At 39.2% G+C, this 13,192-nt stretch carries 15 protein-coding genes; all 15 read right to left on the bottom strand.

Features of this window, described 5'->3' with window-relative positions; genetic code table 11:
- Positions 1-70: 70 nt before the first annotated feature.
- The 15 genes from KSZ58_RS20340 to KSZ58_RS20410 all read right to left on the bottom strand — a co-directional run bounded on the left by KSZ58_RS20340 (position 71) and on the right by KSZ58_RS20410 (position 13,091).
- The gene (locus KSZ58_RS20340; protein WP_003437415.1) at positions 71-982 is read right to left on the bottom strand and encodes an AraC family transcriptional regulator; all 912 of its coding nucleotides are present in this window, start codon (positions 980-982) and stop codon (positions 71-73) included.
- Positions 983-1,248: 266 nt separating this feature from the next.
- Positions 1,249-1,800, bottom strand: coding sequence for a GNAT family N-acetyltransferase (locus KSZ58_RS20345; protein ID WP_021365901.1), 552 nt, complete (start codon positions 1,798-1,800; stop codon positions 1,249-1,251).
- A 13-nt stretch (positions 1,801-1,813) separates the two neighbouring features.
- Positions 1,814-2,290 (bottom strand): tRNA (N6-threonylcarbamoyladenosine(37)-N6)-methyltransferase TrmO, encoded by a 477-nt coding sequence (tsaA, locus tag KSZ58_RS20350; RefSeq protein WP_021362173.1) that lies wholly within the window; start codon positions 2,288-2,290, stop codon positions 1,814-1,816.
- 80 nt (positions 2,291-2,370) lie between these two features.
- Positions 2,371-3,186 carry a MerR family transcriptional regulator gene (locus tag KSZ58_RS20355; RefSeq protein ID WP_217752917.1) on the bottom strand — a complete coding sequence of 272 codons (816 nt, stop codon included), beginning with the start codon at positions 3,184-3,186 and terminating at the stop codon, positions 2,371-2,373.
- A 102-nt stretch (positions 3,187-3,288) separates the two neighbouring features.
- Positions 3,289-4,191, bottom strand: a complete 903-nt coding sequence (locus KSZ58_RS20360; protein ID WP_217752918.1) for a conjugal transfer protein — start codon at positions 4,189-4,191, stop codon at positions 3,289-3,291.
- 15 nt (positions 4,192-4,206) lie between these two features.
- Positions 4,207-5,214 (bottom strand): lysozyme family protein, encoded by a 1,008-nt coding sequence (locus KSZ58_RS20365; RefSeq protein ID WP_021372415.1) that lies wholly within the window; start codon positions 5,212-5,214, stop codon positions 4,207-4,209.
- Positions 5,211-7,346: a CD3337/EF1877 family mobilome membrane protein gene (locus KSZ58_RS20370; protein WP_217752919.1), complete on the bottom strand. Its 2,136-nt coding sequence runs from the start codon at positions 7,344-7,346 to the stop codon at positions 5,211-5,213. The genes KSZ58_RS20365 and KSZ58_RS20370 overlap by 4 nt, the downstream gene beginning before the upstream one ends.
- Positions 7,346-9,796 (bottom strand): ATP-binding protein, encoded by a 2,451-nt coding sequence (locus tag KSZ58_RS20375; protein ID WP_077723291.1) that lies wholly within the window; start codon positions 9,794-9,796, stop codon positions 7,346-7,348. Before KSZ58_RS20375 ends, KSZ58_RS20370 begins: the two co-directional genes overlap by 1 nt.
- Positions 9,774-10,172: a conjugal transfer protein gene (locus KSZ58_RS20380; RefSeq protein ID WP_004843362.1), complete on the bottom strand. Its 399-nt coding sequence runs from the start codon at positions 10,170-10,172 to the stop codon at positions 9,774-9,776. The genes KSZ58_RS20375 and KSZ58_RS20380 overlap by 23 nt, the downstream gene beginning before the upstream one ends.
- Before the next feature lie 120 nt (positions 10,173-10,292).
- A complete protein-coding gene (locus tag KSZ58_RS20385; RefSeq protein ID WP_077723292.1) occupies positions 10,293-10,796 on the bottom strand; it encodes an antirestriction protein ArdA in 504 nt (167 codons plus the stop codon).
- A gap of 17 nt (positions 10,797-10,813) precedes the next feature.
- The gene (locus KSZ58_RS20390) at positions 10,814-11,317 is read right to left on the bottom strand and encodes an antirestriction protein ArdA (RefSeq protein ID WP_077723293.1); all 504 of its coding nucleotides are present in this window, start codon (positions 11,315-11,317) and stop codon (positions 10,814-10,816) included.
- Positions 11,236-11,532 (bottom strand): conjugal transfer protein, encoded by a 297-nt coding sequence (locus tag KSZ58_RS20395; RefSeq protein WP_077723294.1) that lies wholly within the window; start codon positions 11,530-11,532, stop codon positions 11,236-11,238. The genes KSZ58_RS20390 and KSZ58_RS20395 overlap by 82 nt, the downstream gene beginning before the upstream one ends.
- Before the next feature lie 103 nt (positions 11,533-11,635).
- Complete coding sequence (locus tag KSZ58_RS20400; protein ID WP_077723295.1) at positions 11,636-12,178, bottom strand: DUF3795 domain-containing protein; 543 nt, start codon at positions 12,176-12,178, stop codon at positions 11,636-11,638.
- 74 nt (positions 12,179-12,252) lie between these two features.
- A complete protein-coding gene (locus KSZ58_RS20405; RefSeq protein ID WP_217752920.1) occupies positions 12,253-12,732 on the bottom strand; it encodes a GNAT family N-acetyltransferase in 480 nt (159 codons plus the stop codon).
- 134 nt (positions 12,733-12,866) lie between these two features.
- Complete coding sequence (locus KSZ58_RS20410; protein ID WP_033624592.1) at positions 12,867-13,091, bottom strand: hypothetical protein; 225 nt, start codon at positions 13,089-13,091, stop codon at positions 12,867-12,869.
- Positions 13,092-13,192: the final 101 nt, after the last annotated feature.

Below are 13,192 nucleotides of genomic sequence, written 5' to 3' on the forward strand. Positions count from 1 at the left end.
TATGCCCTCCTTTATAAGCTTTCTATTTCCTTTTTATTACGTCAGATAATTCCTATTTAGCATTTACTGTTTACACAGGAATTATCCATACTTCCATATAATTAATCTCTGCATTTCCTTTGTAATATTTTTCTGCCATGAATGGCTTTGTAACCAAATTATGATTTGGAAGCCAAGTTTCAAACAGATACTTATTTGCTTGATTTAAAGCAGTAGTAACAAGTTCTTCAAAAGATTCTGCCTCAATTTTGCATACAATATACTCACCTGCTGGTAATGTATGTTGTACCATATTTTTAGGACATACATCTGTTGATGAAACCATACCTCCTGCAAAGTAAAGGAATGTTCCTTTATCTGGACTTGCTAAGTGAGATACACCAAGTTCAATATCATTGTTAAAAATGGCATTTTCGGTTTGCAGTTTCTTTGCATGGAATTCGCGCCATAGCTGACCTGGAACATCAATTCCTGTACTTTCTCCAGCAGGAATTTGTTCAGCAATATTTACTGTTTTTTCAAAACCAAAATATGTTTCCTTTGTTCTTAATGTTTTTCTTTGAATTTCCAAAACAATATTTCCTACAATCAATGGGACATTTTCATCAATCATGATATAACGTGAAGAAAGTTCTGGCTTGTCAAATGTATTTAACATAGGAACATTCTTTCTGTATTCATCGGGAGTAATATGGTAAACTTCTTTAAATGCTCTTGTGAAGTTAGCATGGTCTGAAAATCCATATTTTAAAGCTATGTCTAATATTCTTTCCTCTGAATTATTCAATTCTGCTATTACCATTGCTAAACGGCGAAGTTTGATATACTCTTGAACTGATTTCTTAACTAACTTTTTAAACAAGCGTTGGTAATAAAATGTAGAAAGACAGGCAATTTCCGCCAGTTTCTCTGTTTCGATTTTCTCACTTAAATGTTGTTCAATATAGTTTAATGACATTTCAATATTTTCATATGCGTACATATCAGTACCTCCTTGTATAATTTATAATCAAAGTATACATGAAAATTTTTTGTATAGCTTGTCGTACAATGCCATTATCTTATAAGAAATCAAAAGATATAAAAAACCAATTTTGTCTATATGGTAACTTTTATTTCTTTGGTACTTTTTAATGAGCCATATCTAATAAATTCATCACATATCTTTTAATGCTTTTCGTATCATAGACCTTTGGAACTGTATTGTTCATTGCTTCGCCAATCGTCGCTTCAATATTAGCCATAACATCAGCTAGTGATATAATCAGATTTTAAAATTCCATATAGGTAGTAGTCGCAATAGGTATTTACCATTTTTCCCCCTCGAATATGTCCTTCCCTTTGAAAACCGACTTTCTCCAATGTCTTGTAAGAAGCATGATTTAAAATATGCACATCTGTCCATATTTTTTGTAATTCTGTTTTTGAAAAACAAAATTCAATTATGCTTTTCAACGCTTCACTCATTAGTCCATTACCTTGATATTGCTTAGAAAGTCTGAAAGCCACTTTTGCCATTCTATTATTTTCAATAAGGTATATCCATATTTCACCAATCACTTTGCTATCTTGTTTATGGACAATTCCCCAATGAAAACTTTTAGTAGCTTTTTCTGGCTTACTAAAGAGTACTTCTGGATTTTTTTCGCTTTTTGAAGGACGTTTCCCCCAATACTCGTATAAAGAAATATCACTAATCCATTCTTTCAAATCATCTATGTCATTTTTATCCATTGTTCTTAAAATAAGGTGTTCTGTATCAATTACTGGTTTTTCAATAATGTAATCCTGCAAACTCATGGTTCATCACTCCTTAAAAATTAAATTCGTTTTCCCATGCAAAAGAAGCGGATTCTTCTAAACTATGAGGCCAATGACTACACCAATCTGGAACATTTGGATTTTCCACCCTATCCAAACTCGGTGTGTATGGTTTAATATCCAAGATAGGCGTTTTGTCATTAGCATCAATGTAAGCAATTTGTATCATTCCATTCATATAATCGATATTGATAATTTCTACTACTGATAAAGCAATCGGATTTGGACGTACTGGCGACCTTGTTGCAAAAATCCCCATTTTCTCTGGAGCATTTTTATAAGGCTGTTCTGTTTCCAATACACTTCTAAAATCCGTATTATCAAAATCACTGAACCACCATAAAACATTTATATGACTGAATCCGTCTAATGCCCTTAATGCTAGAATATATGGTGCTTCTAGTTGAATGAAAGCACCTTTTTCATTGTTGTAGATAGTACCTATTGAATTTACTTTATAAGTTGTCATTATATTTTCCTCCGTTTTCTTCTTGATAAATAAACGATAAACCTTAACACCATGTTAAAGTCAAGGCAGATTATCATTTTTTACAAGAGATTTTCTAAAGGAATTTGGATTTCTGTTAGATAGTTCTCTGGATTTTTCTCGTTCCACGGTCCACAATGAACTATTTGACGGCTTGAACCTTTCATCTTATATTGACTGTTTTCTTGAAGCCATTTTGCAAATGAACGATAAGCATAAGAAATATTAGAAAAATCTCCATATACCATAGTACAAGCCATCATAGAAACTGGTTCGGTAAAACGAAACTTAAAATCTCCTGTAGCTTTTCCTATTTTATTTACAATGGCACATAATTCTACATCAACATCTTTTTCTTTATATTCTTCATTGTGATATATTGAGAATGTTTCATCAGAAATATTTATTTTATTTTCTTTAGCAAAAGCAGAGAGTTCTTTCCAGAGTTCGCCCTCATAATAATAATTTGGTATTTCTTTTCTTAAAGATAAAACGCAATAACTCGGTATCTCTTTTATGGTTATGTTAAAATACAATTCACTTTTGCCATGCAACAATTCTTTTTTAGCACTCTCAATTTTCTTTAGTTTTTCTTGTTCTTTTTGTATATTATCCATAATTTCAATAGACTTTTTATCAAGCTGTTCTATAATGGTATCATTACTGCAATCGAGGGCTAATGCAATTTCAGCGACATTGAAACCACTATCACGTAAATATATAATTCTATTTAAAGTTGAGATTTGTTCTGCTGAATACATACGATATCCAGTTAATGAATCAATTTTAGCAGGTTTTAATAAACCTGTTTCATCATAATAACGCAACATACGAGTAGAAACTTGTGTCAATTTTGAAAACTCACCAATTTTGAACATTTTATCCCTCCATTCATGTACCTAATTATAATTATTGTTAATTTATACTTCAATATAAAAAGGGCTTGCATACCATAATTATGATACAAGCCCATTTCCATGTTATCCTACAATTTTCCAGTTACTATCCTTATGTAGCACAAGCTCATACTGCGAAACTAAAGTAGCCTTTGTCTGATTATCAAGGAATTTCACAGCAACCTTGACTTTCACATTGTCCCCGTCCTTTATAAAGATAGGGTTTACCAATTCAGAATAAAGATAGTCCTTGCCGATAGGTTCAAGCACATTTCTAGCTACATAGTAGGCAAGCTCTTTTTCTGTTGCTGTCGGGTACAGCTTAAAGAATGTTTCCAGAAAAGCGGTAGCGTCATTGACAGTATCAGCGTCCACACTTGCGTCTGTTTCTAGTGTCTTTGGCTCATACTCTGATTTTTCGATTGCTGGTGCAAGGGTAGGGTTCTGTATGATTACCATATCCCCGTCAGCGTCTACATGGACTTTTACAGTATAAGTTGCCTTGACTGCTGTTGTCTGTTCTCCCTCTTTTATCTGCTGATCTACTTCATAGGTAGCAGAAAAAGTGTCCGTTCCCAACTGCTCGATACTCCATACAATTACATCAGTAATGGCAGAGCTGGTCGGTATGTCGGTTCTAATGGTATCAACATTCAAGTCCTGCAATTCCTTTGTCAGATAATCGCTGATTGCCTGCGTCCTTGCTTCAATCGCTTCTTTGCTGTTATTCCATGTGTAATAGGACTTCGCAAAGTTCTTCACGAAATTTTCAATCCCGTTGGTATCAGTAAGTCTTAATTGTATGGTTTCTGTTTCATGTACGGTGTGCATATCAATAGCGGTAAAATTCTTATACACGCCAAAACTCACGCTTGCGATAAGCACCACCCACAATGCAATCACAGTTTTCTTATGTGTACCCACTTTCACGGTACGCACTTTCTTTTCTTTGACATTTTCTGTCGGTTTCTTATTCTTCTTAAACATATTTTCAAGTCCTTTCTATTGTTTTACTCGTCCTGCACCAATTAAGTGCTGTTTCCAGTAACTACTATTTAAGTCTGCATATCCTATCGGGTCGCCTGCATGGTACATCTGATTATTTCCTACATATATTCCCACATGGGTAACATACGAACCAGCGTTATAGGTAGAATGGAAAAATACCAAGTCCCCAGCCTTTGCCTGCGATAAGGGGATATGCTGTGTTGCGTCATACTGCAAGTCGGCGGTTCTCGGTAATGAAATACCAGCTTTCCCATAGCACCATTGCACAAGCCCCGAACAGTCAAAGGAAGTGTTGGGATTGCTACCACCATAAACATATTTCCACCCTTGATATTTCAATGCTTCATTCATTACCTTTTGTGCCAGTTCTCCCGATACCTGCGGAACAGTTAAATACTGATTGACTAATTCCACATAGAACATATTTCCATAGCCATAACGCCAGCCCCCGTTCTTTGCAACGGCTATCGGGTTGGTGTAGGTTACTTTTTTACCGCCCGATTTCTCACGGGCGAAGCTCTCTGCAAGGTTAAAAGTATGTTTCTTTCCTTTTCCTGCCACATATCTCACATAGCCACCGCCATAGTTATAGGACTGTATCGCCACATTCAAATCATTTATTCCTTGATTTTTGCAGGAAGAAAGCAGGGACGCAAAATATTTACACCCCTGCTTGATTGAGCTTTCTGTATCTAACGAGTTGGGCGGTAAACCAAGACTTTCTGAACTCTGCATGACATCTTTTGCCGTACCGCCACTTTCTACTTGAATGATAGCCAGTAACACATTCACATACTCAGAAATACCGTATTCTTTAGCGTACTTTTCCACCATAGGCTGATGTTTCAAGACTTCTGCGGATAAATTCATACCCGTAATGCCCGAAGAAAAGTTGCTGTTCTCGTCGTCGCTGTCCGCACTCATCAGTACCCCAAAGAAAAGGACTATGGAAAAGAGGATAGGAAACAGACTGCCGATAAGAGCGATATGTTTCAGTTTCATTTTTTCTTCTGTCCTTTCGTAAATACTGCGTTACGGTTCTTTTCAGTTGTTTCCGTTATTTTCTTTGGTTGCTGGACGATATGTGCCTTTGTTGTACGCTCTGCCTTGAAATTCTGACGTGTTTTCTCTGATACGGGAACTTTTTCTACATTCTGTCTATGTACTGGCTGTGCCGATTGTGGAGCTTTCACATCAGAAACCCCCGAAGATAGCGGACGTTTTTTCGCAGAATTTATTTTGACTGGCTTGCTTGTTTTAGAAGTTGGAGCTGTGGCTGGTCGTTCATGGGGACGGGTAGCTCCCGATGTCGCTGATCCGTCCGTCTTTCGTGCCTGCCTTGCTTCTTGTGCTTTTTGAAGCTCCATACGCTTATCAGCGATATTCTTCTTATGCTGTTCCTGCTTTTCCAAGCGTCCCGACTGTCTGGACTGCTGTTCCTGCACCATGCCACGCTTGAAGTCCGATACACTTGTTTTTGCTTTTTCCTTTGCGGAATACACCGCATAAGCGGTCTGTGTCGGCATATCTTTGACCGTTTCTTTCATGGCGTTTGCTTTGTCCTTGACTTTATTTTTCGTATCTAAGACAGCACCCACCTTTGAGCCTGCACGTTGTCCCATGCTGGAATATGTATTGCCTCGGTTATCTTTTGCTGAATTGTTCCTTGTTGTCCGTGCATTAGAAACTGTACTACCAGCCACCGCACCAGCAACACCGCCAGCGGTAACAGCACTAGCAAGCCGTCTTTCCATACGCCTAGCCCTATGTGCCATATAGAGATACGGTCTGCGGAAAATTCTTCGTCCCATGCTTTGACTGTCGCTGGCATTTAAAGAGAACATACTCATTAAGTCACCTAACTTCATATAAATACCAGCAAAACACACTATCTGCAAGAACGCCACCATAAAGAACGGATAGTCTGTGGAAATGTTATAAAACATACTGGAAATACTGAACGCCACCGTTACAATAAGCGTAATTCCTGCCCTTGTCATTATGGTATTAAATACCCTCACGATTGCCTGCTTTGCCATGCTTTCATAACTCGGTATCATGGATAACAGAAAACTGATAGGCAGAAACATGGCAAAGATAATAAAAAGTATCTGGCTGAACAACATCATACCCGTAAGCAAGAATACAAATATCGTGATACCTAAGTTGAAGAACAAGAGGAAGAACACCATACCCAAACGGTTTACGACCTGCGGTATCGTCAGATTGTTGTTGTCGTTACTTTCGATTTCTGTTTTCACGACTTCCTCTCTGGTCTTTCCGTCCTCGTCCTCTGGGCTTGCCGATACGAGAGCTTCGACACGGTCTGCCCCGATTTCCTCTGCGTTGCTGTTTCCAAATTGCAGAAGTAGCCACGGCTGTTCCACTTGAATAGAGAATAGGCTGTCCCGTATCAAGTCCACGCTATCCTTGCCCTCGCTGTCAGAGCCTGCGAGCATGATTTTTGTTCCCAAATCCAAAGAAGCGGTACTGATGTCGCTTGAAAATTCATTTATCTTTTTGATGTAGTCGGGAGCATAGGCAATAAATGAAGCCGACAAAATAAACACCACAACAAAGTTGATAACGGCGTGAAGTGCCTTGCTGGTTTCTCTTTTAATCAGTCCCGTATAGGCAACATATAGTCCCACCACTAAGATAATGAGAAGCAGGAAACCGACATAGAAGCCAGAGCTGGAAAAACCGCTTGAGGTAACGCCTGCTAAGGTCTGTATGCCATGTCCGATACTGTCTGCCATATCGTTAATAAAATCAAGTTTATAGGCTTCCTGCACCACATAACCCGTGGCATTGCTTAAATAAAGGCTTATCGTCCAGACAAAATTAGTGATACAGTACAAACCATATTGTACCGATTTCCCGATACCGTCCAGCCAGTTCCACGGCAACCAAGCCCAGCTATTATCCACATAGAAGTCAAGCTGATAGTTGGAAAGCGGATATTTGGAATATAGATTTTCTGCGTTTATCGTATCGTCCACAAGCCCCGTGGCATGAGCCACCGTCCCCAGAAGTGAAAGCAGGATAAGGGAGAGTGCCACCACGAACAGAGCCATTTTGAGAAAGTGGAAAATCTTCTTTTTTGTGAACGCACTCTGTATCCTTTCTTTCATCACTCCACCTCATTTCTCTGTATAGGCGGTCTGGTATCAAAGGCGTGTAGCAGTTCTTCAAAGACGGGGTGTATCTGTACCACGCCGACACGCCCGTATAAGTCCTGCAACAAACATTGTCCGTTCTCCAAATCACGCAGGCGTTTCTGGTTGTTTTCGTCCTCTTTGTCAATACCGAAAAATTCTAAGGTCTGCTTTATCTCGTTAATGTCAGTAGAACGGAAAGCGAATTTTAAGCTGATATTGTTTTTCAGACTTTCTTTTGATACGTCCCCAGAAGATTGTGTAACAAAATAAACGCCTGCCTGCATAGCTCGACCAGCACGAACCAGCTTGTTTGATAAGGTTTCGCCTTGTGCCACATTCAAGAATGCCCACGCTTCATCTAAATCTACAATCTTAAAAATGCTTCTGTCCGAATGGATAAAGTCGAGGGCAAAGGTACTAATGACAATCAGCATAGATACCGACAATAATTCAATGGTCGTGTATTCCTCAAAGGTGGTATCTTTATCTGGCAATACAAGGTCAGCTACTTGAATGATATTGAGCTGGTTATCCAGACTGATAGCATTTTCCACCGCACCGTCTGAAAACAGCAGATGTGCAAAATCATAATCGGTAAAGCTGTCGATATGGTCTGCGATATTTCTTGATACTGGCGTATCTTCACGGCGTAACTCGTCTATCACATGGAGCAAGCCCCGACTGTCGCTCTGGGTAACGGAACGTACCGCCTTACGAAGTACGGGGAATTTTTCGCCGTCCCTAGAGGAAATACCCGTAAGGAATGTCAAGATGTCGATTGCCAGACTTTCAGCGTCTTTGACGTTCTTCATAATCACAAACGGGTCAAGAAGTCCTGCATTGTCCTTGTCGCTGGTAAGGTTTACGATATTGATTTCATGGGCGATTTCTGGAAGTGTTTCTTTCCAGTTTCCACGCTCTGATTTAGGGTCTAAGATAACCGCTTGTCCCCCAAATAGAACAGAGTAGTACACTAGAAGATTGTTGCAGAACGATTTCCCACCGCCAAGAGAACCGACAAAAGCAGAAGCAAGGGCATTTGTAACTGTACCTTTTACGCCCTGCGAAGCTAAAGACGGTTGCAGGTACACATTTCTTCCCGTATCAACGGAATAGCCCATATAAATACCTGTAGTTTCCCCTAACTGCTGGGTCGCCCCAAAGCCAAGCCCAGCCAAGAAGTCTGATTTTACATACTGCACATAGTCGTTGATATATCGCTTGCTGGCTGGTAAAAATTCAGAATGAAGCCCCAGCATATCCCCAGCAGGACGCACCAGCTTTACATTGAGGTCGTCGTAAAAGTCCTTGACTTCATCACAACGGCGTTTCAGCTCGTCAAGATCGGGTGCAGACACCCGTATCACGTAGCTTAACTTATACATACTTTCTTTGCTCTGGTCTAAGTCTGTTTCCAGCTCGTCCACGCTGTCTAAAGCGTCTACCACATTTGAGCTGGTTTCACTTCCTGCTTGATAAGCGTGATTGTCAAGGTCTTTCAATTCCTTTTTCTTATTTCTTACTGTGCTAAGAGCCTTTCTGTTCTCCACGATTTCTACATTCATAGAAGTATCAACGGGGAATGTAAACTGCTGTTGCTGGAAATAGAAGATTTCAGACGACGGAAAATCAAGCTCGCCTACAATCGCATTGACAGTAAAGTAAGACACATAGCTTTCCTTGTCCTCATGTTCCAAGCGTAAATATCGCTGGCTTTCCTCAATCACACACCTTGTCGGGCGGATAAGGTCGTAGTATTTTATCAGCGTTTCTTTCTGCAATTTCTTCTCTGGTAGCTGGTACTCATAATCTTCATAGGCGATACCGTCCCTGCCGTAAAGATGTTCCATGAGATACCCAAAATCATTGATTTCCAAGCGACGCACCTTAAAGCGACGGGAGATTTTATTTTCCAGTAACTTTTCCATTTTCATGTAACGGTTGATTTCATCATTCGGCATGGAAACAAAATCATTCATCAGCGTGTGGTTCACTTCATGGAGAAATTCCGTGAACGTCAGCCATGCCGATTTTTTAATATTCTTCAGATTGAGTTGTTCTTCCGTAACCATGAGCTTAAAGCCAAGAAAAAAGCGGTAGTCCACTTGATTGTCCCCAATCATAGATACTAACGCTTCGGTCTGTTCGTCTATTTTTTGGACTGCCACCTCACGAAGTTTCCCCGTTACCAGTTTCTTTGACTGCTCCTGCATACTTCGTATTGAGCTTTCTGTGGCAATCTGCAACGCATGAATTTTACCCTCACGGGACTGTGCGATTAGCTGTCGAAAGCTGTCATGCACGATAAATTTCTGCTCTGCGGATAGGAAAGAATAATTGTATGGTATCAGCTCATAGTAGGCGAACACCTCATTGTCCTTGTTCCAGACAAGGTTATTGTCAATATATTTTATCGGGAACATAGTTCACACTCCTTACTGCCGTGATTGTTTCATTCAAGGTCTGCTTATGCAGTTTTACGGCTTTTCCTGCATAAGTGATTTTAGGTCGCAGGGCATAGGTTATCTGTGATTTCAAAAAGCTGTACGGCTTCTTTCCGTCAAAGGTTTTCTGCGACATAAACCAAGTGAGAGCAACGGGAATACCAAAGTATTTGAGAAATGCTCCCTCAATCATGGAAAGTGGGGGAATATCCCCAAACAGAATGATGATAAATTCTGTAATTACAAACCATGTAATCTGTGTAAAGGTAACGGGAAAGGGTAAGTTAAAGTCATTGATTGCATACAAGACTTTTTCCACGTTCCAGATACCCGTATAAGATTTAATCTTTTTCAAGTTCTTTCAGCTCCTTTCGTAAGTTCTTAAAAAGAGAAAAGGACAGCCATGTTTCAGACTGTCCCTTAAAAGAGAAATACGCTGTCAGTAGCAACAATGCTTGTCGCTGATCTTCCAGCGTTAATAAGGTATCTCGCACATACCTCGGCTTGTTTCAATAAAGCAACCGCCCATATCCAAATCTCGCCCGTAGGCTTCATAGTCAATGTAGTTCTGTAAGCTGGGTGGAATGTCGCCAAGTGCCTGCAATTCGTCTATGTAGTAGTAGGCAACGTCTGTCATGGTTTCACAGTCTGGATAATAATAAATATCGTCCTTGTGTTCCACGACTTCTTCCAGCGTCCTGTAGTGGCTGATAAATTCGTCCAGACACTCTACGATATAGTCGGGAAGTTCCTCTATCATTTCATACATCTCATTGAGTTCTTCAATGGAAACATATTCCCCTATGTCGATAGGGAAGTTGTCAGTATCATGGACAGCGTATTCCTCATATTGTTCATTCAAACCGATTTTTTCTTTCACATCTTCCTCGTCAATAGGGAAAGAGAACCACGCACCGACTAAATATCCCTCATTGTATTTGCCAAGATTAGCAATATAAACCGCCATATCATCAATCATAAGCACCACCTCTTTCCTTACTCTGGCAGTTCAAAAATACCATGTTCTGTTACAAGATAACGTCCGTGTTCCTGCAAGTGCGAAGCGTAGGCTTCAAAATTGAAATAGTATTCTTGACAGTCCTCAGATAAATGTTTGAACGTCGGGTCGTTCATCAGCTTTTGTCTTGCAACATCTATCATGCTTTTGCAGTCGGGATAAACCGCAATCACGTTCCTGCAAATATAAAGTGCTTCTAAGTTCTCATATACGGTAAGAAGTGCTGTATATTCTTCCTGCATATCGCTTGAAAGCTGGCGGTACATAAAATCTAATTCGTTGAGCTGGTACACGCTTGTATGTTCGTGGACTTCATCAGCAAAGGGCAGTACCTTTTCAATAATGCGGTAATCCCCACTTTCTGCACCGACACCTAACTTTTCTTCAAACTCGGCAACATCTATCGGCAGGTCGAACCAGTATGATGTTGTTTCTTCGCCAGTTGTTCCGCTCGTTTCCACCAGCACCCTTGTTTCCTGCATTGTTCCTCACGTCCTTTCTGTTGTTTCATCACATCTTTTAAGGTCTGGCATGACATACCAAACACATATTTAGAAAAATCTTCTAACTGTTTTTCTTCATAGTCAGCAAAGTTCAGTTGCTTCATTTCATGCCACACTTTACGTTTGTAAGAGGGCAGGTCTGAAATGTTTTCACAGCCAACCTTTGCCTGCATATCCTTAAAAATATCGTTCATTTCATCACTCCAATCTGAAATTAAAGTAAGAAAAAAGCAGTCGATCTTAAGACTAACTGCTTTGTGTGTATGGATATGAAGTTGTCAAACTGAAATTTAAAAATCACTTTTTCTTGATAAGTTTCAGTTTTATATTTCTTCTGTCGGCAATCTTCTGAAACATCTCTACCACATACAAGCATTGTGCCTTAAATGGTAGTAAGGTCAATTCGTCATTTGATTGTATTTGTTTCATTGCTTCTTGCAATTCTGAAAGTTCTAATAAATTGACTGCTACACAAAAGAAAGTCTTTCTACGCCCGTCATTATAGTTAGAAAGTAAGTAAGAAAGAATTTGTGTTTTTTCCTGCTGTTCAAGATTATATTGCTCAATGCCTATGATTTTCACTCTTTCTAAATCTGCTTTTTGTCGTCTGCTCGTAATAAAAATATCATAATCATCAATGTGTTGATATTTTTCACACGGATATTGTTTGCACTCATAGCAATATTCAATCATTCCATGTTCAAGACTACATCTTGCAATTTTACATGATTGATTACCATTGCCACAACCGCCACAATGATTTCCTAAAAGCATAGGACACAACCCACAATTCAATCCACAAAGAGAGAATAATTGGTTTTTGCGTTCAAATCCTTTCATAGTATTAGTCTCCTAACTTCAAATTTATCTTTGTATTTATTGACTTTTACAAACTGGATTTGATGAAAGAGAGTCTATATTGAAATCCAGTATCGTTGGATAATTCCACTTTCACTAAGTCCTACTGTATCAGGGATTTCTTTTTCCAACACGCCACCATTTCTTACAATCGTTTTTTGTGATGCTTCATTCTTTTTATCACATGTTAGTAAAACTTTGCTTTCCCCAAACTCATGACAGATAGGTAAAATCAATCTTAACATTTCGGACGCATAACCTTTCTGCCGTTCCGATGGACGAACACTATATCCGATATTACCACCAAAATTAAAGAGGAAGTCGGATAATGGGTGTCGAAAATCAATCATGCCAATAACATAGTTATCTTTTTTTCGTATAGCCAAAAACACTTCTGATGGAACATATCCGTCCTTATATTTTGCTTTTAATCTTGCTTCAAAATCAATCCATTCCTCAAATGATTGTACATTTTCAAGACCAGCACAACCGTCAAAACTATCTCCATTTTGTGACATTTCTTCTTTATATGACATAACTTGGTCTGCATATTGTTTAGACGGTCTGACTAACAATATTTTACACATCTTACTTCTCCCCCAAAATTCCCATTTGTCGCTTTCTTCATATCCACATTATAGCATTCTCATATCAGCACCACAATAAAATTTTACGCACCGATAATCTTATTGAACAGCTCTAACAATACGTCTTTCACACCGCCAGCATTGAATACCAAACCGACAGCAATCAAGGCAACTACCAAGAAGCCGATAAGTTTTGAAAACTCACGTTTGAACCCTAAGTAGATACCAATAACCACAATCGCCATAAGCACTAAGCTCTGGGCGTTACTTAAAAACCATGTGTATATGGATAGGTAAGTTCCTGATATTATAAATATCTCAAACTTTTCCCCCCATTCACACGGAGCGTGCGACTTTCACCGCACTCCGCGTTCCATCGTGTTTATATTGAAAAGTATTTATGTAGTAG

The sequence above is a fragment of the Erysipelatoclostridium sp. DFI.2.3 genome (genome assembly GCF_019132535.1).
In the GTDB taxonomy this organism is placed as follows: domain Bacteria; phylum Bacillota_I; class Bacilli_A; order Erysipelotrichales; family Erysipelotrichaceae; genus Clostridium_AQ; species Clostridium_AQ innocuum.